Here is a 19,969-nt window from a genome sequence, read left to right on the forward strand (position 1 = left end):
GATCGACGCGCCGTCGCTCGACAAGCTGGGCTTCGGCCTTGCCGGTCGCCTGCAAGTGGACGGGCAGGTGTCGGGCACGATCGAGCGTCCGGTCGTGGTCGCGACGCTCGCGGCCGACAAGCTTGTCTTCGGGGCGCAAAAGCTCCAGCATCTGAGCGGGAAGGTGGACGTCAGCGGCGGCCTGCCGGGCGCGGCGGGCGACCGGCTGAACGTGACGCTCGAGGGCCAGGGCCTGACCAGCGACATCGCGCGGCTCGACCGGCTCTCGCTCGCGCTGGCGGGCACGCGCGGCGCACACACATTGCATCTGAAGGCGGCCGGCAAGCTTCGCGAAGCGCCGCTCGACATGAATCTCGATGCCGCCGGCGCTGTGACCGATACGCGCGGCAAGCCAGGCTGGCGCGGCACGATCCAGACGCTCGAGAACCGGGGCGTGCCGAAGCTCACCCTTGCGTCCCCGTGGCAGGTCCAGGTGAGTGCCGATCGCGTACATCTTGGCGCGGCCAAACTCGTGACGGATGCAGGGACGGCGTTGCTGGCAAACCTCGACTACGGCGATGGGCAACTGAAGACGGCGGGCACCCTCGACACGCTCGACGTCGCGCAGGTGCTGCGCGTCATGCACGCGTTCACGGGCGAGTCGCCGTCGGTCGCCAGCGACCTCGTGCTCGACGGCAAATGGGACGTGCACACCGGTCAGCGTGCCGACGGCTTTGTCGAAGTCGTGCGGCGCAGTGGTGACGTCACGTTGCGCCGCGGCGGGTTGAACGAGAGCGTGAACGTGACGGTGACAGGCGTTCCCGGCCTGACGGCGGAGAAGGGCGGCGTGGGGGCGCGCGTGCCGCTCGGGATCTCGGCGCTGCGCGCGCGCGTCGACCTGGCGGGGCAGACAGCGCACGTCACGCTAAAGGCCGTCTCGTCGCTGGTCGGCACGTTGGACGCCGACATACAGGCGGGCCTGCATGTGCAGGGCGGCATTCCCGAGGTGCAGGACACCGCGCCGCTCGCCGGACGCCTCGCCATTGCCATTCCCGATCTCTCGAATTTCGAGCGTCTGGCCGGGGCGCAATTTGCCTTCAAGGGGCGTGCGAACCTGCAAGTGACGCTCGCGGGCACGGTAGGCAAGCCACGTCCCACCGGCGAGCTGACCGCCGACGATCTGTCGATGCAGATGTTCGACACGGGCGTGCGCGTCAAGAACGGGCGGGTGCGCATTGCGCTCACCCCGACCGAGATCGTGCTGCGCGACGTGGTCGTTACGGGCGGTGGCGGGGGCACGGCGCGGGCGACGGGCAACATCCGGCTCGACACGCCCGAGCCGACGCTTGGCGTTACGCTCACGGCCGACAAGCTGCAATTGTTCGCCGCGCCGGACCGGCAGTTATCCCTTACCGGCGAGGCGAAGGCGATGGGCAGTGGCGACGCGACGGCCGTGACTGGCAAGTTCACCATCGACCGGGCCCGTTTTGCGCTGCCGCCGACCAGCGCGCCGAAGCTTGGCGACGATGTCGTGGTGGTGCGCGGCGGCGCGCAGGCCCGCACCCGGCCGCTCGATGCGAAGGAAGAGGCTGCCCGCATCAGCGCGAAGCCGGCCAGCCGCTTCTCGCCGCACATCAACGTGGACGTGGATCTGGGGCGGGACTTCCGTTTCGTCGGTGCCGGGGCCGACCTGCTGTTGCGCGGCAGCGTGCGCTTGCAGAGTGACCCGCTCACGACGATGCGCGCAACCGGCACCATCACGGTGGCGGAGGGCACGTACGAGGCGTTCGACCGGAAGCTCGCGATCGAGCGCGGTCAGATCAACTTCGTCGGCCCGCTCGACAATCCGGACATCTACATTCAGGCGATGCGCCGCAATCAGGAAGTCGCCGCCGGGGTGCTGGTGACGGGCACGGTGCGCCAGCCGCGTGTGTCGCTCGTCTCCGAGCCGAACGTGTCGGACGAGGAGAAGCTCTCATGGCTGATGTTCGGCCACGGCCCCGATGGCGCGGGGCTCGGCCAGCGTCAGGCGATGGCGGGGGCGGCTACGGCGCTGCTCGGGGCCACGGGCGGCAGACGCATCATCAAGGATCTCGGGATCGACGAGTTCAGCATCGGCACCAGCGATTCGGGCCTGTCGGACGACGAGCAGGTGGTGAAGGTGGGCAAGGCAATCTCGGACAACTTCGCCTTGGGATACGAGCAAAGTCTGACCAGCGCCGCGAGTATCGTGAAGATTACCTGGCAGGTGTCGCGTCGCTGGCAATTGGTGCTGCGCACCGGTTCGCTGTCCGGCTTCGACGTGCTGTTCAACCGTCGCTTCGACTGATCGATGCGGGGACGCCACGGCGCGCCAAATGCGTGGAAAAAATACGGGAAAAGGAGGTGTTGTCGATGACAACGTTGCGCAGTTTCGTTCACCCGGCGCAGGGGCTGCGCCGGGGTCTTCGCTGGGGAGTCGCCATGGGATTGTTCGCGAGTCTGTTGGGCTTGTTCGGCTGCGATCAGCAGCAGATCGACAAGGTGCGTCAAAAAGCGCGCGATACGGTCAATGCGATCAAGCCGGATGACATGCTGTTGCGCAACCTCACCCCGGGCGTCACGACCGAGGCCCAGGTGCGCGAGCAGATGGGCAAGCCGGAAATCGTCTGGGAGAACGACGACGGCTCGCGGCGGCTGGAGTATCCGCGTGCGCCGGGCGGCTTGCGGACCTACATGGTTGACATCGCGCCCGACGGGAAGCTGCGTGGCGTCAGCCAGGCGCTCTCGCCGGAGAACTTCGAACAGGTACGCCCGGGCATGTCACAGGACGACGTGCGGCGTCTGCTCGGCAAGCCGACGAGCGTGGCGGAGTACCGACTGAAGAAGGAAACGGTGTGGAGCTGGCGCTGGCTTGAGGACGGCGTCAACACGGCGGGCATGTTCAACGCGCACTTCGGCCCCGACGGCCGGGTAACGGTCACGTCGCGCTCGGCGGATCCGGCGTCGGAGCGTCCCTGACCCGGGGGCGAGGCGACGGCCGGTCGCTCGGCCGCGGCGACTCGGCTTTATGGCATCGCCCGCGATGGTTGGCCCTCGGCCTGCTCGGACGGCGTCGCGGGCGCGGCGTGGCGGTTGCGATGCGTCACCATGCGGTCGTGCAGGCGAACGATGATTCGGCTGCCCGTCTTCTCGAACAGAAATGGCAGCAGTGCGTGCACGAGACACGCCAGACATGCTCCCAGCAAGGGCAGCGCGAAGGACAGTGCCGATCCCATGTGTTGGAGGTAATTTTCACCGACAGAGGCCGGATGCTGAGTGAAGATTTTCATGATGCCGCCTGTTTTCGGAATGTTTCTGAAGTTTACGTGCCAATGAGAGGTAAAGGGTTTCAAATTTTCTGCCGAATGGCGTAGGATTTGGAAGAATTTTCCTCTCAGGTGGCTGTCGTGGACAAAACCGATCTCGCAATTCTCGAAAATCTGCAAGCCGATGCCTCGCGCTCGCTGGGCGAACTGGCCGAAGCCGTGCATCTGTCGCCGACGCCCTGCTGGCGGCGCGTGCAGCGCCTGCGCGAAAACGGCGTCATCACGGGGCAGGTCACGCTGTGCGATCCTCAGCAGCTCGATCTGCGCGTCACCGCGTTCGTGTTCATCAAGGCGGCAGCGCACAGCGAGGACTGGATGGTCCGCTTCGTGGCGGGGGCACGGGAATTGCCTGAAATTGTGGAGATGCACCGGATGGCGGGCGAGATCGACTATCTGCTCAAGGTGTATCTGCCGGACATCGCTGCCTACGACCGTTTCTATAAGAAGCTCATTCGCGTGGCCGATCTGCAAGACATCAGCGCGAGTTTCTCGATGGAAACGGTGAAATTCACCACCGCGTTGCCGGTGGATCATTTGCGTTAGCCTGTCGGCGTTTCATCGCTACCCTCGGCCGCCGGGTTGCGGGACGCCAGCATAAAAAAACACCCCGAGTGCCGGACGAGATGTCTGGCATTCGGGGTGTTTTTCGTGGGAAGCGCAGGCGTTGTCGCGAGATGCGGCCGGTGTTCCCGATGGGGGACGTCGGCGCCTTACTTCACCCGCATGCCCGGCTTCGCGCCGTCGTGCGGCTCGAGGATGTAGAGGCCCGGTTCAGCTTTCTCGTCGGCGGCCGAGGCGGCGAGCACCATGCCTTCGGACAGACCAAACTTCATCTTGCGCGGCGCGAGGTTGGCGACCATCACTGTGAGCTTGCCCACCAGCGCTTCGGGCTGCGGATAGGCGGACTTGATCCCGGAGAAGACGTTACGCGTTTGCGCTTCGCCCACGTCGAGCGTGAGTTGCAGCAGCTTGTCCGACCCGTCGACTGCCTTGCAATCGACGATGCGCGCGATGCGCAGATCGATCTTGGCGAAGTCGTCGATGTTGATGATGCCGTCTTCCGCGCCGTTCTCGGCCTTCTCCGACGCCCCGGCGGCTTTGTGCTTGCCCTTCGCCGCTGCCGCCTCGGCCACCGGTGCGGCCGCTTGCAGCGAGTCGCGGTTGGCCGCGAGCAACGCTTCAACCTGCTTGCCTTCGACGCGCGTCATCAAATGCTTGTAGGCGGAGATCGCCGTGTCGGCGGTGAGCGGGCGGCTCACGTCCTGCCACGCTTGCGGCGCGATGTTCAGGAAGCGCTCCACGGCCTCGGCCGTCACGGGCAGCACGGGCTTGAGGTACAGCGTGAGCAAACGGAACGCCTCGAGGCAGACCGAGCAGGCCTCGTGCAGGGCGCCGGCCTGCGCCGGATCCTTCGCCAGATCCCACGGCTTGACCGTGTCGACGTAACCGTTCACGGCGTCGGCCTGTTCCATCACCAGACGCAGCGCCTTGCCGAACTCGCGCGCTTCGTAGTGTGCAGCGATTTGCGGGGCAACGGCGCGCAGTTGCCCCAGCAGTGGCGCCTGCATGGCGTCCGGCGACACGCGACCTTCAAAGCGCTTGAGAAGGAAGCCCGCCGCGCGGCTGGCGATATTCACGTACTTGCCCACCAGGTCGCTGTTCACGCGAGCGATGAAATCGTCGAGGTTCAGGTCGAGGTCTTCCATCGTGTTGCCCAGCTTGGCGCCGATGTAGTAACGCAGCCATTCCGGATTGAGCCCGGTGTCGATGAAGCTTTGCGCCGTGATGAACGTGCCGCGCGACTTCGACATCTTCTGGCCGTCCACCGTCAGGAAGCCGTGGGCGAACACGTTGGTCGGCGTGCGATGGCCCGAGAACTCGAGCATCGCCGGCCAGAACAACGTGTGGAAGTACAGGATGTCCTTGCCGATAAAGTGGTACTGCTCGGTTGTCGACCCCGGCTTGACCCATTCGTCGAAGTTCAGGCCGCGCTGCGCGCACAGGTTCTTGAAACTGGCGTAGTAGCCGACCGGCGCGTCGAGCCACACGTAGAAATACTTGCCCGGGGCGCCAGGGATCTCAAAGCCGAAGTAGGGTGCGTCGCGCGAGATGTCCCAATCGGCCAGCGTGGACTCGCCGTCTTCGCCGAGCCATTCCTTCATCTTGTTGGCGGCTTCGGGTTGCGCGAGTCCGGCCACCCATTTACGCAGGAATTGCTCGCAGCGCTTGTCCGAGAGCTTGAAGAAGTAATGCGTGGATGTCTTGCGCACCGGCGTGGCGCCCGAGACCACCGAGTACGGGTTGAGCAGATCGGTCGGCGCATAGGTCGAACCACAGACTTCGCACGAATCGCCGTACTGGTCCTTGGCGCCGCATTTCGGACACTCGCCCTTGATGAAGCGATCCGGCAGGAACATTTCCTTGACCGGGTCATACGCCTGTTCGATATCGCGGGCTTCGATCAGACCCTGTTCCTTGAGGGCGAGATAGACGCCTTCGGACAATTCGCGGTTTTCCTCGGAATCCGTCGAATAGTAGTTATCGAACGAGACGCCGAAGCTGTCGAAGTCGCGCTTGTGTTCCTTCCAGACGCGCTCGATCAATTGCTTGGGGGTGAGGCCTTCCTTCTCGGCGCGCAGCATGACGGGCGTGCCGTGCGTGTCGTCCGCGCCGACGTAGTAGACCTCATGGCCCTGCATCCGCATGAACCGTACCCAGATGTCGGTCTGGATGTATTCGACCAAATGGCCGATGTGAATCTGGCCATTGGCGTACGGCAGGGCGGAGGTGACAAGAATGCGGCGGGACATGAGGATCGACTGTGCGTTGAGGGAACCGGGAAAGGTCGATTCTAGCAGGCGAGGCCAGTTGACGCCCAACCGCCCGACTCGGTCAATGAATCCGGCACGGCGAGGGAGGAGCGAGAGCGGGGCAATGGCAGGCCGTTGCCGATGGCGCCGGCGACGTCTGTGGGCGGCAATCCACGATGAACCAAAAAAAAGCCGGAACCAGGTTCCGGCTTAACTAGGCACACGTAACGTCAATAACAAAGAGGAGATGGAAGCGCCCACAGTAAGCACTTCCGAAGGGTCTGAGCGATGTGACGCGGGTTTAGTTCAACGGAGGTGCCGACTTTCGATGGTGCATCGCAGCATGTTGCTCGGGCGCGTCGGCAGAACGCAGGTCCGGCGGACCGGACCCGCGATTGTGCGACGAAATCCCAATGCCCCGTCAGGCAGAAAGCGGGGGCAGAAAGCGAAGCGCGAGGCGATCAGCCGCGCGGTGCGTGCAGCAGGATTTCGACGCGACGGTTCTGCGCACGGCCGGCGGCGGTGGCATCCGAGGCGACCGGCTGGCTCGACCCGACGCCCGTGCCGCTCATGCGGTTCATCGCGATACCGCGGCTGTTCAGATACTGGATCACGTTGGACGCGCGGTTTTGCGACAGCGGGATGTTGATGCGATCGCCGCCCGTGCTGTCGGTATGGCCCACGATGTTGGCGGTAATCCCCGGATTCTGGTTGAGCGACGCGGCGACGTCGTCGAGCACGGCGCGGAAGTTCGGTTTGATATCGGCGCGGCCGGTGTCGAACGTCACGTCGCTCGGGACGGCGACCTTGAGCGAGCCGTCCGGCTGCTCGGAGATGGTGGTGCCCGTGCCGGCCGTGTGACCGCCCAAGGTGTTCTTGATCGCGCTCCAGTTATACCCCGTCGCGCCGCCAGCGGCGGCACCCACGGCGGCGCCGATCAGCGTGCCTGTCGTGTTGCCCCCGATGAGGTTGCCCAGTCCTGCGCCCACTGCCGCACCCACACCGGTACCGACCGCCGTGTTCGTGCCCTGCGGCGTCTGGCAACCGGCCAGCATGGCGGCGGCGGTCAGGACGAGCGCGCAAGCGCGCAGAGAGTTCTTATTCATGTGAGGCTCCTTATCGATTAGCTAGCAGTCGTGAAACAACGCGTGAGCACTTCGCCGAAGCACGCGTGCGTCGCAGGGGTTTTGAACCTGCCGGCGCGCGGTCTTTTACAATAGCGCTGAGTGTCAACCGCAGGCAAGGACAGATTGCCATGCCGGCGGGTTCCCCATAACACGCGCGCCTCGCATGCTAATCGAGAGCGTGCGCCACGGATGTTACAAGTTGTTAGCGCTTGCCGGGGCTTTCCCGGCGCGCCTCGACAGAGCGAGAGACCCACATGGAAGTCGCCCAAATCAATGAAGTGCTGCGTGGCATCGTCGATCCCGACACGGGGCTCGACCTGATTGCCGGAAAGTATGTGAAGCAGGTCGTGGCCGAGCATGGTCACGTCGGTATCCAGATCGAATTCGGCTATCCGGCGAAGAGCCAGTTCGAGGCGATGCGCACGCGCATCACCGATGCCGTGGGCAAGCTGCCCGGTGTCGAACGCGTGGCGGTCGACATCAGTCAGAAAATCGTGGCGCATGCGGTGCAGCGCGGGGTGAAGCTCCTGCCGAACGTGAAGAACATCGTGGCGGTGGCGTCGGGCAAGGGCGGCGTGGGCAAGAGCACCACGGCCGTGAACCTGGCGCTGGCGCTGGTGGCCGAGGGAGCCACCGTCGGCATTCTCGACGCCGACATCTACGGCCCGTCCCTACCCACGCTGCTGGGCATTCACGGCAAACCCGAGTCGAAAGACGGCAAGACGCTCGAACCGATGACGGCGCACGGCCTGCAAGCCAGCTCGATCGGCTTCCTGATCGAGCCGGACAATCCGATGGTCTGGCGCGGCCCGATGGTCACGCAGGCGCTCGAACAGCTGCTCAACCAGACGAATTGGCACGACCTTGACTACCTGATCGTCGACATGCCGCCGGGCACGGGCGACATCCAGCTCACGCTCGCGCAGAAGGTGCCCGTCACGGGCGCGGTCATCGTCACCACGCCGCAGGACCTGGCGCTGCTCGACGCCCGCAAGGGTCTCAAGATGTTCGAGAAGGTCGGCGTGCCGATCCTCGGTCTCATCGAGAACATGAGTCTGCACATCTGCTCGAACTGTGGACACGAGGAGCCGATTTTCGGCGTGGGCGGTGGCGAACGCATGAGCCACGATTTCGACGTCGATCTGCTGGGCAAGCTGCCGTTGGAGATGAGTATCCGCGTGCACGCCGACGCCGGCATGCCGAGCGTGGTGGGCGACCCGGACGGCCGGGTCGCGGCGCTCTACAAGGCCATTGCCCGCAAGATGGCGGTGAAGATCGCGGCGCGTCAGAAGGACATGACGAGCAAGTTCCCGTCGATCGTCGTTCAGAACACGTAAGGACGGCGCACAGGGGCCCGGGGAGCCCCGTGCAGCGCGGTGCGCGCGAAAACCTCACCGCACCGCAACAATCGCGTAAAATACGCCCAATTTTTCACGTACCACGCCCATTCAGGTCCACACATGAGCATCAAGTCCGACAAATGGATCCGGCGTATGGCCGAGGCGCACGGCATGATCGAGCCCTTCGAGCCGTCGCAGGTCCGGCAATCCCAGGACGGGCAGAAGATCGTCAGCTATGGCACGTCGAGTTACGGCTACGATATTCGCTGTGCGGCTGAATTCAAGATCTTCACGAACATCAACTCGACGATTGTCGACCCGAAGAACTTCGACGAAAAGTCGTTCGTCGACTTCTCCGGCGATGTCTGCATCATTCCGCCGAACTCGTTCGCGCTCGCGCGCACCGTCGAGTACTTCCGTATTCCGCGCAACGTGCTCACCGTATGTCTCGGCAAATCGACGTATGCCCGTTGCGGCATCATCGTGAACGTGACGCCGTTCGAGCCCGAGTGGGAGGGCTATGTGACGCTGGAATTCTCGAACACCACGCCGCTGCCGGCCAAGATCTACGCCAATGAGGGCGTGGCTCAGGTGCTGTTCTTCGAATCCGACGAAGTCTGCGAGACGTCGTACAAGGATCGCGGCGGGAAGTACCAGGGACAGCGTGGCGTCACGCTGCCGAAAACCTAGCCTGCGCAGGCTTGACTCGCCACCGGTGAGCACCCGCAACGTCGCACTGCCCAAGAGCCACGGCCATGTCGGACCGTGGCTCGTTCTTTTGTCGAAGGAACGCCAATGAAATTCCGTTTTCCGATCGTCATCATCGACGAAGACTTCCGCTCCGAAAACATCTCCGGATCCGGGATTCGCTCCTTGGCGGAGGCCATCGAAGCCGAGGGCATGGAGGTCAACGGTCTCACGAGCTACGGTGACCTGACTTCGTTTGCGCAACAGGCGAGCCGCGCATCGAGTTTCATCCTGTCCATCGACGACGACGAGTTCGGCACGTTTTCGAGCGAAGCGGGCGGTGAAGGCGAGGGCGAGCTGGCGCTGGCCATCATCAACCTGCGCGCGTTCGTGCAGGAAGTGCGCCGTCGCAACCCGGACATTCCGATTTTCCTGTATGGCGAGACGCGCACGTCGCGCCACATCCCGAACGACATCCTGCGCGAGCTGCACGGCTTCATTCACATGTTCGAAGACACGCCGGAGTTCGTGGCGCGTCACATCATCCGTGAAGCCAGGTCGTACCTCGACTCGCTGCCGCCGCCGTTCTTCCGCTCGCTCACGCACTATGCGGCCGACGGTTCATATTCGTGGCACTGCCCGGGCCACTCGGGCGGCGTGGCGTTCCTCAAGAGCCCGGTGGGCCAGATGTTCCACCAGTTCTTCGGTGAGAACATGCTGCGCGCGGACGTGTGCAACGCCGTGGAAGAATTGGGTCAGTTGCTTGACCACAACGGCCCGGTGGGTGCGTCGGAGCGCAATGCGGCGCGCATTTTCAACGCGGATCATCTGTTCTTCGTGACGAACGGCACGTCGACCTCGAACAAGATCGTGTGGCATGCCACCGTGGCGCCGGGCGACATCGTCGTAGTCGACCGCAACTGCCACAAGTCGATCCTGCACGCGATCACGATGACGGGCGCCGTGCCGGTGTTTCTTACGCCGACGCGCAACCACCTCGGCATCATCGGCCCGATTCCGAAGTCGGAGTTCGAGCCGGAAGTCATTCGCGCCAAGATCGAAGCGAACCCGTTCGCGCGCGAAGTGCTGGAACGCGATCCGAACGCCAAGCCGCGTATTCTCACGATTACGCAGAGCACCTATGACGGCGTCATCTACAACGTCGAGATGATCAAGGAATTGCTGGGCAACAACATCGACACGTTGCACTTCGATGAAGCCTGGCTGCCGCACGCGGCGTTCCACGAGTTCTATCGCGACATGCACGCGATCGGCGAAGGGCGCCCGCGCTCGGCGGAGGCCACGGTCTACGCCACGCACTCGACACACAAGTTGCTCGCCGGTATTTCGCAAGCGTCGCAGATCGTGGTTCAGGAATCGGAAGCGCGAACCTTCGACACGTATCGCTTCAACGAGGCGTACCTGATGCACACGTCGACCTCGCCGCAGTACGCGATCATCGCGTCGTGCGACGTGGCGGCCGCGATGATGGAGCCGCCGGGCGGCACGGCGCTGGTGGAAGAGTCGATCGTCGAGGCGCTCGACTTCCGCCGCGCCATGCGCAAGGTGGCGGCCGAGTATGGCGATTCGTGGTGGTTCTCGGTCTGGGGCCCGGAGCATCTGGGCGACGAGGGCACGATTCAGCGCGACGACTGGGTGCTGCGTGCCAACGAGCGTTGGCACGGCTTCGGCGATCTGGCCGACGGCTTCAACATGCTCGATCCGATCAAGGCGACGATCATCACGCCGGGGTTGGACGTGGACGGCGAGTTTGGCGAGAGCGGCATTCCCGCGGCCATCGTCACCAAGTACCTTGCCGAACACGGCATCATCGTCGAGAAGACCGGGCTTTATTCGTTCTTCATCATGTTTACCATCGGCATCACCAAGGGCCGTTGGAATTCGATGGTGACCGAGCTGCAGCAGTTCAAGGACGATTACGATCACAACCGCCCGCTCTGGCGCGTGCTGCCGGAGTTCGTGGCGCAGTTCCCGCGCTACGAGCGCATCGGGCTGCGCGATCTGTGCGATCAGATCCACAGCGTGTACAAGGCGAACGACGTGGCGCGCGTGACCACCGAGATGTACCTCTCGGACATGCAGCCCGCGATGAAGCCGACCGACGCGTTCTCGAAGCTGGCGCACCGCCAGATCGACCGGGTGCCCATCGACGAACTCGAAGGGCGTGTGACGAGCGTGTTGCTCACGCCGTATCCGCCGGGTATTCCGTTGTTGATTCCCGGCGAACGCTTCAACGCCGCGATCATCGAGTATTTGCGTTTCGCGCGCGACTTCAACGAACGCTTCCCCGGGTTCCACACCGATATCCACGGTCTGGTCGTCGAGGAAGTGGACGGACGCCCCGAGTATTTTGTGGATTGCGTGCGCCAGTAAGCGACGCGAGCGCGCCTGAGGCGACATCCGGCCCCGTGTGAAAGCACGGGGCTTTTTTTGTTTCAGCGCAGTGGGCATGCGGATGCCCAGCGCGTGGCGTCGCGCCTTATACGCCCGTTTTTGCCGGGCGCATTTCGCGTAGTTGGCATTGCTGGGCGTCGCCTGACGCAAGATGCGTAGATTAATCTGTGAAGTTGGCCGTGAAATGGCGGAAGATGTCCGGCAATCGTTGAAATGTGGCGCGGCATACCCGATTTGTGGTTTGGCTCGAACTGCGCCAATTTGGGTGATTTCCCGTTAATTTGGACCGAATCGGTTGCTACACTCGACGCACTTTTTTCGAGCGGGAGGATTCATGGAAGCCGGACAACTGGAGTTCAGCACCTACGGCACACTTGTCTGTGCCACGTTGGTGTTGTTGCTTGGGCGCAAGTTGGTCGAATGGATCGGGCCGCTGCGCACGTACAGCATTCCCGAACCCGTGGCGGCTGGTCTGCTGGTGGCGGTGGGCGCGTTGGCGCTGCGCCAGTTTGGGCAGGTTGAGCTGAAGTTCGACACGTCGTTGCAAACGCCGCTCATGCTCGCCTTTTTCGCGACCATCGGACTCTCGGCCAATCTGGCCAGCCTGAAGGCCGGCGGGCGTCGCCTGGTGTTGTTCCTTGGCGTGGTGGCGGGCATGCTGATCTTGCAGAACGCGATCGGCGTGGGGCTTGCGTCCATGATGGGGCTGGCGCCGGGCGTCGGCTTGTTGGGCGGGTCGATTACGCTGGCGGGCGGACACGGCACGGGCGCGGCATGGGGTGACACGCTGACCTCGCGCTACGGCGTGCAGTCGGCGCTGGAAATTGCGATGGCTTGCGCCACCTTCGGGCTGGTGTTTGGCGGATTGCTGGGCGGGCCGGTCGCCCGTTACCTAGTGGGGCGTCTGGGCGCCAACGTGCCGGGTGCGGCCGCGGCGCAACAGACCACGCCGGAGGGCTTCGAGCAGCCGCACACGGTGCGGTTGATCACCGCGCAGGCGCTGATCGAAACGGTGGCGATGATTGCCATCTGTTTGCTGGGCGGCGAGGTCATTGCACGCTGGCTGGCGGGCACGGCCTTCGAATTGCCGACGTTCGTGTGCGTGCTGTTTACCGGTGTCGTTGTGCGCAATTTGCTGTCGCTCGTGGGCTACGAGGTGTTTGAGCGCTCGCTGTCGGTGCTTGGCAATGTGAGTCTCTCGCTCTTTCTGGCGATGGCGCTCATGACCCTGCGTCTGTGGGATCTCTCGACGCTGGCGCTGCCGATGATCGTGATTCTCGTTGTGCAGGCGGTCGCGATGGCGGCTTATGCGATCTTCGTCACGTTCCGCGTCATGGGACGCAACTACGATGCGGCCGTGCTCGCGGCGGGCCACTGCGGATTCGGGCTGGGTGCGACGCCGACGGCCATCGCCAACATGCAGGCGGTGACCGAGCGCTTCGGCCCGTCGCACATCGCATTCCTGATCGTGCCGATGGTGGGGGCGTTCTTCATCGACATCCTCAACGCGATCATCATCAAGGGGTTCCTGTCGCTGCCGCTGTTCTGATGCGAGGGGCGTGATCCCGCGCGTACGTCCGTCTCGCGCGCATGAAAAATGCCACCCATCCGGGTGGCATTTTCGTTGGCGCCCGCCAGGTCGAACGACCTGGCCGGGCCGACTTACTTGGCGAGCTTCGCGCGTGCGGCGGCGATGGCGCGTTGCACTTGGGCGGGCGCGGTGCCGCCGATGTGGTTGCGGCTGGCGACCGAGCCTTCGAGCGTCAGGCAATCGAAGACATCCTCACCGACGAGCGGCGAGAACTTCTGCAACTCGGCGAGCGACAGGTCGGCCAGATCGATATCGCGATCCGAGCAGATCTTCACGGCATGCGCCACGATTTCGTGGGCGTCGCGGAACGGCAGACCCTTCTTGACGAGGTAGTCGGCCAGATCGGTGGCGGTCGAGAAGCCTTGCAGCGCGGCGTTGCGCATATTGGCTTCGCGTACCTTGATGCCCGGCACCATGTCCGCGAAGATGCGCAGCGTGTCGATCACGGTGTCGACCGTGTCGAACAGCGGTTCCTTGTCTTCCTGATTGTCCTTGTTGTACGCGAGCGGCTGGCCCTTCATCAGCGTGAGCAGCGCGATCAGGTGACCGTTGACGCGACCGGTCTTGCCGCGCGCGAGTTCGGGCACGTCCGGGTTCTTCTTCTGCGGCATGATCGAGCTGCCGGTACAGAAGCGGTCGGCCAGATCGATGAAGCCGACGCGCGGGCTCATCCACAGCACCAACTCCTCCGAGAAGCGCGAGATGTGCGTCATCACGAGCGCGGCGGCGGCCGTGAATTCGATCGCGAAGTCGCGATCCGATACGGCGTCGAGCGAGTTCGCGCAGACTTCTTCGAAGCCAAGCGTCGCCGCGACCCGTTCCCGATCGATCGGATAACTCGTGCCGGCGAGCGCCGCAGCGCCCAGCGGCAGCCGGTTCACGCGGCGGCGCACGTCGAGCATGCGTTCCGCGTCGCGGCTGAACATCTCGAAGTAAGCCAGCAGGTGATGACCGAACGTCACCGGTTGTGCGACTTGCAGGTGAGTGAAGCCCGGCAGAATCGTGGCGCTGTGCTGATCGGCCAGATCCAGCAATGCCCGGCGCAGGTCGCCGAGGTGATTGCCGATGCGATCGATTTCGCTGCGCAGCCACAGTCGGATGTCGGTCGCCACCTGATCGTTACGCGAGCGGCCGGTGTGCAGGCGCTTGCCGGCATCGCCAATGAGGGCGGTCAGGCGCGCTTCGATGTTCAGGTGAACGTCTTCGAGATCCAGTTGCCACTCGAGCTCGCCACGCTCGATCTCGCCGCGAATCTGCGTCATGCCGCGCTGGATGTCGGCCAGATCCTGGGCGCTGATGATGCCTTGCGCCGAAAGCATATCGGCATGGGCGAGCGACCCTTCGATGTCGAACAGCGCCAGGCGCTTGTCGAAAAAGACCGACGCCGTATAGCGCTTGACGAGTTCGGAAACGGGTTCGGAAAAGCGGGCCGACCAGGCTTCGCCTTTCTTGTGGAGTTGGGAGGTCATTGTCGTAGCTTGGCTAATCGAGGCCCATCGGGGGCAGATGGAAGCGGACCGTGGCGGAGCACGGCAAACCGGGATTATACAACCCCGGCGTTGGCCCATCGACTCGGCCGACGGCGGGTCCAGCGCGCCCCAGCCTGCGCCGCATCGACAGCACTCAGGGCAGGGTGCTTCGGTCCGCGCAGCGTCGAGCGCGGCCGGGCCAGCGCGTGCCGGTCAGTGCGTCATCGACAGCGTCCAGACGCGCGGCGGCGCCGACAGGCACAGTCCCGAGGTCGCCTCGTCGAACGCCGCACGTTGCAGCGCTTCGAGCTTCGCCGCCCTGGCGATCCGCTCGCGGGCGTGGTGAATGCGCGCCATGCGCGATGGATCGTCGGGCAATGCGCACAGGCGACCGAGATCGCGCATGAGTGAAGTGCCGAGCCGGTCGAGCGCCGGGCGCAAACGCGTGGCCAGATCGACCGGCTCCCCGGGCGCGCTGCCTTCGCGCTTCCAGCGGGCCAGCAAGGCCGTCTGCACCAGCTTGCCCGCCTCGATCTGCAGACGGAAGAACGTGCGCGCCTGCGCGGGCGTCAGGCCGTACTGGGTGGCCCGGTCTCCCATGCCGTCAAGCAATGCCTGCTCGCGCGGGGTGTCCTGCACCGGCTTGCCTGACGTGTATTTGGTCCGCGCAACCGCTTCGCTGATCGCCAGCCGCGCCAGAATGCCGTGCATCAGCGGGTCGAGCACGGGATCGACGATCGGCAGCGGCTTGGGTGGACTGGCGGGCGACGTCGCGAGCGTTTGCGAGACGAGGCGTACGGCCAAACCGCGCACGCCGTGCGGTGCCGCAGCGAGTGCATGCGAAACGGGCGCGGGCGCGGGCGAGGATGCGGATGAGGAGAGGCTGGTGCTGGCGTTGTGTGGTGACATCTGGATGGCCGGATCCGCCTGCGCGCCTGCGCAAATCAGGCCAAGCGCGGTGGCCGTGAGGCGTCTGGAGACCCGTCGTAAGCGGGTACCTCGCGCGGATACTGCGTTGGAATCGGATTGCATGATGGATGGGCCCCCCAGCAGCCATCGAATCGAATTTCCGAAATATACCGTTCTATCGATCCACTGTCGTTGGGGAGAATCTCAAGCAGAGTAGCGCGCGGCCAAGATGGCGTTTCCGGCCCATCGACGTTGTGCGCCGGCCCCGCGGACTGCGGAGCCGGCGCGGCGGCGTCACGCCGCGAGGACGTCAGCCCGTGTTGCGCAGCCCGGCGGCAATGCCGTTGATGGACAGGTGGATGCCACGTCGGGCGCGCTCGTCCGATTCCCCCGCACGATGCCGGCGCAACAACTCGACTTGCAAGTGGTTGAGCGGATCGAGGTAGGGGAAGCGGTTCTTGATCGAGCGGGCGAGCAGCGGGTTGTCCGCCAGTCGTTCCTCGTGACCGGTGATGAGCGCGAGCGCCTGCGAGGTGCTCTGCCATTCGACAACGATGCGATTGAACACGCGCTTGCGCAGCTTTTCGTCAGGGACCAGTTCGGCATAACGCGACGCCACGGCCAGGTCGGTCTTGGCGAGCACCATGTCCATGTTCGAGAGCAGCGTCGCGAAGAACGGCCAGCGCTTGACCATCTGGCGCAAGGTATCGAGACGCTTTTCGCGACCTTCGGCGTCGGCCTTCGCGGCTTTGCCTTGCCCGCCGTCGAGAAATGCCTGCACGGCGCTGCCGAAGCCGTACCAGCCGGTGATGAGCAGACGGCACTGGCCCCACGAGAAGCCCCACGGAATCGCGCGCAGGTCTTCGATACGACGATTCTTCGGATCCGAGAACTTGCGCGAGGCGGGACGCGAGCCGATGTTGAGCTCGGCGATTTCCGCGATCGGGGTGGCCGAGAAGAAGTAGTCGGTGAAGCCCGGCGTCTCGTAGACGAGGTCGCGATACGCGGCGAAGGCCGTGTCCGAGAGTGTCTGCATGACCTGTTCGTACGCGGCCAGACGCGGCGGCTGGTTGCGGCTCGGCAGTAGCGTGGCTTCGAGCGTGGCCGCCACGATGGTCTCCAGGTTGCGCCGCCCGATCTCCGGGTTGGCGAACTTGCTCGCAATGATCTCGCCTTGCTCGGTCAGACGAATCTGCCCCTTCACCGTGCCCGGCGGTTGCGACAGGATGGCCTGATAGGTTGGGCCGCCGCCACGCCCCACGGTGCCGCCGCGGCCGTGGAACAGGCGCAGGCGAATGCCCTTCTCCTCGAACAGATGCACCAGCGCGAGTTCGGCCTTGTACAGCTCCCAGTTCGACGTGAGGAAGCCGCCGTCCTTGTTGCTGTCGGAGTAGCCGAGCATGACTTCCTGCTCGCCGCCTTGCTGCGTGACCACCTCGGACATGCCGGGAATGTCGAAGAACGCGCGCATGATGACCGGCGCATTGCGCAAGTCGGCAATCGTTTCGAACAGCGGGATGACCATCGCACCGACCTTGGGCTCGATGGCCTTCGCGCCGTTGCCCCCCAGCGCCCCCTGGAAGAGGCCGGTCTCCTTTTGCAGCAGCATGACTTCCACCAGATCGCTCACGGTTTCCGTATGCGAAATGATGTAGTTGCGCACCGCGCGGGGGCCGAAGCGGGCGCGGATGTCGCGCGCCGCGGCAAACACGGCCAGCTCGTCGCGCGTGCGTTGCGAGTAGTCGAGATAGGGCGAGAACAACGGGCGCGGCTCGCGCAGTTCGCGCAGCAGCAGGGCGAGCTTCTGGTCTTCGGCGAGCTTCGCGTAATTGGCTTCGATGCCCGCCTTGGCGAACAGCTCGGCGATGACGGCCTCGTGAATGTCCGAACTCTGGCGCAGGTCGATGCTGGCCAGATGGAAGCCGAACACCTCGGCGGCACGCACGAGCGGCCCGAGGCGCTGGGCGACCAGGGCGCCGCCATGATGCGCCATGAGCGACGCGACGACCGTATTCAGATCCGAGATGAATTCGCTCGCGTCGAGATACGGGCTGGCGCGACCGACCGCGACGCGGTGCGGCACATGGCCGACCCACTCGCGCGCCGTGGCGGCCAGACGCGCGTACACGCCGATGAGGGCGCGGCGATAGGGCTCGTCCGTGCGGTGCGGCGAGTCGTCGGGCGAGCGGCGCGCGAGCGTGAGCAGCGCGTCGCTGGAGCCGGCGAGCAATTGCGAAACGGACAACTCTGCACCCAGCAAGTGCACCTGTTCGAGGTAGTGCGCGAAGATCTCGGTGGCCTGGCTCGTGATGGCCAGTTGCAGCGTTTGCGCCGTGACGTTCGGGTTGCCGTCGCGATCGCCGCCGATCCAGCTACCCATTTGCAGGAAGCGGCCGAGGCCTTCGGCGCGCACGGCGGGCACGGCGTCGTGAAGCTCGGCGCTCACGTCGTCGTACAGGGCGGGAATCTCGGAGAGGAACGTGCTGCGGTAGTAAGACAGTGCGTTCTCGATTTCATCGGCCACCGTCAGGCGCGAGCTGCGCAGCATGCGCGTCTGCCAGAGCGTGGTGACGTAGGCGCGCATCGATTCCGTGTTGCGCGAGGCCTCACGCTCGGTGAGGGCGTCGTCGCGATTCGCGAGCAGACGGGCGATTTCGCGCTCGGCGTCGAGAATGCTCTTGCGCTGGACTTCGGTCGGGTGGGCGGTGAGCACCGGCACGATGAGCGCGCTTGCGAAGAACGCCTGGAGCGTGGCAGGATCGGCGAGGCCGGCATCTTTCAGACTTTGCAGGGCGGCGCGCAGGCTGCCCGGCTGGGCGCGGCTACCGGCGAGCGCATGCACGCGGCGGCGGCGGTTGTGATGGCGGTCCTCGGCGATATTGGCCAGGTGCGAGAAGTAGCTGAACGCGCGCACGACCTGAATGGCTTGCTCATTGGTCAGGCCGTTGAGCAGGCTGTTGAGCGCCTTCGCGGCGCTACGGTCGCCTTCCCGGTGAAAGCGCACCGCATTCTGCCGAATGGTCTCGACCAGATCGAACGCGTCGCTGCCTTGTTGCTCGCGCAGCACGTCGCCCAACAGACGGCCCAGGAAGCGGATGTCCTCGCGCAGCGGGGCGTCCTTGTCTTCGCGCGAGCGGCGGGCCTTGCCCTTGGCCGGCCCAACCGCCACCTGGCGGGAAGTGGATGGGGCCGCGGCTGCTGCTTTCGCGGGGGAAGTCTTGCCGACCGACTTGGCGAGGCCCTCTTGCGGGGCTTTTACCTTTGCGCTGCTCTTCATGTCGCTCCTCTCACGACCCGCCGTTTGGGCCGGTCAAGCGTGTTACCATTTTTTCTTTTGGTCTTCACGCGGTTGCTGAATGAACTTCGCTGCTCCTGAAACCCTGGTGATCGCTTCGCGCGAGAGCCGGCTCGCCATGTGGCAAGCCGAACACGTGCGTGACGCGCTGCACAAATTATATCCGCAGTGTCGCGTGAGTATCCTCGGAATGACCACTCGCGGTGACCAAATTCTCGATCGATCGCTCGCGAAGGTCGGCGGCAAGGGGCTATTCGTCAAGGAACTCGAACTTGCCCTGGCCGATGGACGGGCCGATCTCGCTGTCCATTCGCTCAAGGACGTGCCGATGCAACTGCCCGAAGGCTTCACGCTGGCCGCCGTGCTCGAGCGCGAGGATCCCTGCGACGCCTTCGTGAGCAACGACTACGACAGTCTCGATGCATTGCCCGCCGGGGCGGTGGTCGGCACGTCGAGCCTGCGCCGTGAAGTGAGTTTGCGTGCCCGGTATCCGCATCTGAAGGTGGCGCCGTTGCGGGGCAACCTCGATACGCGTCTGGGCAAGCTCGACCGGGGCGATTTCGCCGCGATCATTCTTGCGGCGGCCGGTCTCAAACGCCTGGGATTGGGCGAGCGCATTCGCGCCACGCTCGCGCCGGAGGTGAGCCTGCCGGCCGCCGGGCAGGGCGCGCTGGGCATCGAAGTGCGCGCGGGACGTCCCGAAATCCTGCAATGGCTCGGTGCACTTCACCACGGCCACACCACGCTGGCCGTGAGCGCCGAGCGCGCTGTGTCGCGTGCGCTGGGGGGCTCGTGCCAGGTGCCGCTGGGCGCGTTTGCCGAATTTACGCCGCAGGGCGACCTGGCACTGCGCGCTTTCATTGCGTCGACGGACGGCGCGACGGTGCTTCGCGCTCAGGGCACGGCCAATGTCGCCGAAGGCGATGTGGCCAGCGCCGAGGCGCTCGGGAAGCGGGTCGCGCAGGAACTGATCGATGCGGGAGGCCTGGCACTGGTGCCG

14 protein-coding genes are annotated in these 19,969 nt (G+C 64.7%); 8 read left to right on the plus strand and 6 right to left on the minus strand.

Annotated elements, in window-relative coordinates:
- Positions 1-2,308, plus strand: a 2,308-nt coding sequence (locus tag A985_RS26300) for a translocation/assembly module TamB domain-containing protein (RefSeq protein WP_198288724.1), incomplete at its 5' end; no start/stop codon positions are given.
- A gap of 134 nt (positions 2,309-2,442) precedes the next feature.
- Positions 2,443-2,979: an outer membrane protein assembly factor BamE gene (gene bamE, locus A985_RS0119485; RefSeq protein WP_017235055.1), complete on the plus strand. Its 537-nt coding sequence runs from the start codon at positions 2,443-2,445 to the stop codon at positions 2,977-2,979.
- 47 nt (positions 2,980-3,026) lie between these two features.
- Here the strand turns inward: bamE and A985_RS0119490 are convergent, their stop codons facing one another.
- A complete protein-coding gene (locus A985_RS0119490; protein ID WP_232424685.1) occupies positions 3,027-3,353 on the minus strand; it encodes a DUF6356 family protein in 327 nt (108 codons plus the stop codon).
- Positions 3,354-3,407: 54 nt separating this feature from the next.
- On the opposite strand from A985_RS0119490, the gene A985_RS0119495 reads away from it, so the two are divergent.
- A complete protein-coding gene (locus A985_RS0119495) occupies positions 3,408-3,869 on the plus strand; it encodes an Lrp/AsnC family transcriptional regulator (RefSeq protein WP_026132166.1) in 462 nt (153 codons plus the stop codon).
- A 167-nt stretch (positions 3,870-4,036) separates the two neighbouring features.
- On the opposite strand, the gene metG is transcribed toward A985_RS0119495, so the two are convergent.
- Entirely contained in the window at positions 4,037-6,136 is a 2,100-nt protein-coding gene (gene metG / locus A985_RS0119500; protein ID WP_051060285.1) for a methionine--tRNA ligase, read from the minus strand.
- A gap of 461 nt (positions 6,137-6,597) precedes the next feature.
- Complete coding sequence (locus A985_RS0119505) at positions 6,598-7,242, minus strand: OmpA family protein (protein ID WP_017235059.1); 645 nt, start codon at positions 7,240-7,242, stop codon at positions 6,598-6,600.
- A gap of 230 nt (positions 7,243-7,472) precedes the next feature.
- Here A985_RS0119505 and apbC point away from each other — a divergent pair, with 230 nt between their 5' ends.
- From apbC to gltS, 4 genes are all read left to right on the plus strand, one after another.
- The gene (gene apbC, locus A985_RS0119510; protein WP_255349105.1) at positions 7,473-8,600 is read left to right on the plus strand and encodes an iron-sulfur cluster carrier protein ApbC; all 1,128 of its coding nucleotides are present in this window, start codon (positions 7,473-7,475) and stop codon (positions 8,598-8,600) included.
- 123 nt (positions 8,601-8,723) lie between these two features.
- Entirely contained in the window at positions 8,724-9,293 is a 570-nt protein-coding gene (gene dcd, locus A985_RS0119515; protein ID WP_026132167.1) for a dCTP deaminase, read from the plus strand.
- 105 nt (positions 9,294-9,398) lie between these two features.
- A complete protein-coding gene (locus tag A985_RS0119520; protein ID WP_017235062.1) occupies positions 9,399-11,684 on the plus strand; it encodes an arginine/lysine/ornithine decarboxylase in 2,286 nt (761 codons plus the stop codon).
- A 355-nt stretch (positions 11,685-12,039) separates the two neighbouring features.
- On the plus strand, positions 12,040-13,254 hold the full coding sequence (gene gltS / locus A985_RS0119525) for a sodium/glutamate symporter (protein ID WP_017235063.1): 1,215 nt from the start codon (positions 12,040-12,042) through the stop codon (positions 13,252-13,254).
- 113 nt (positions 13,255-13,367) lie between these two features.
- On the opposite strand, the gene argH is transcribed toward gltS, so the two are convergent.
- From argH to ppc, 3 genes are all read right to left on the minus strand, one after another.
- Entirely contained in the window at positions 13,368-14,765 is a 1,398-nt protein-coding gene (argH, locus tag A985_RS0119530; RefSeq protein WP_017235064.1) for an argininosuccinate lyase, read from the minus strand.
- 213 nt (positions 14,766-14,978) lie between these two features.
- Complete coding sequence (aroQ, locus tag A985_RS26305) at positions 14,979-15,674, minus strand: gamma subclass chorismate mutase AroQ (RefSeq protein ID WP_157211524.1); 696 nt, start codon at positions 15,672-15,674, stop codon at positions 14,979-14,981.
- Between the two features lie 310 nt (positions 15,675-15,984).
- Positions 15,985-18,951 (minus strand): phosphoenolpyruvate carboxylase, encoded by a 2,967-nt coding sequence (ppc, locus tag A985_RS0119540; RefSeq protein WP_026132168.1) that lies wholly within the window; start codon positions 18,949-18,951, stop codon positions 15,985-15,987.
- Between the two features lie 79 nt (positions 18,952-19,030).
- On the opposite strand from ppc, the gene hemC reads away from it, so the two are divergent.
- Positions 19,031-19,969, plus strand: a 939-nt coding sequence (gene hemC, locus A985_RS0119545) for a hydroxymethylbilane synthase (RefSeq protein ID WP_039830577.1), incomplete at its 3' end; no start/stop codon positions are given.

The sequence above is a fragment of the Pandoraea sp. B-6 genome (assembly GCF_000282835.1).
GTDB classification, from domain to species: domain Bacteria; phylum Pseudomonadota; class Gammaproteobacteria; order Burkholderiales; family Burkholderiaceae; genus Pandoraea; species Pandoraea cepalis.

Bases quoted from the DNA above. Each gene is read 5' to 3' on its own strand.
- aroQ (WP_157211524.1), bottom strand. From the start codon at position 15,674: ATGTCACCACACAACGCCAGCACCAGCCTCTCCTCATCCGCATCCTCG.
- ppc (WP_026132168.1), bottom strand. From the start codon at position 18,951: ATGAAGAGCAGCGCAAAGGTAAAAGCCCCGCAAGAGGGCCTCGCCAAG.
- bamE (WP_017235055.1), top strand. From the start codon at position 2,443: ATGGGATTGTTCGCGAGTCTGTTGGGCTTGTTCGGCTGCGATCAGCAG.
- A985_RS0119520 (WP_017235062.1), top strand. From the start codon at position 9,399: ATGAAATTCCGTTTTCCGATCGTCATCATCGACGAAGACTTCCGCTCC.
- metG (WP_051060285.1), bottom strand. From the start codon at position 6,136: ATGTCCCGCCGCATTCTTGTCACCTCCGCCCTGCCGTACGCCAATGGC.
- dcd (WP_026132167.1), top strand. From the start codon at position 8,724: ATGAGCATCAAGTCCGACAAATGGATCCGGCGTATGGCCGAGGCGCAC.
- argH (WP_017235064.1), bottom strand. From the start codon at position 14,765: ATGACCTCCCAACTCCACAAGAAAGGCGAAGCCTGGTCGGCCCGCTTT.
- A985_RS0119505 (WP_017235059.1), bottom strand. From the start codon at position 7,242: ATGAATAAGAACTCTCTGCGCGCTTGCGCGCTCGTCCTGACCGCCGCC.
- gltS (WP_017235063.1), top strand. From the start codon at position 12,040: ATGGAAGCCGGACAACTGGAGTTCAGCACCTACGGCACACTTGTCTGT.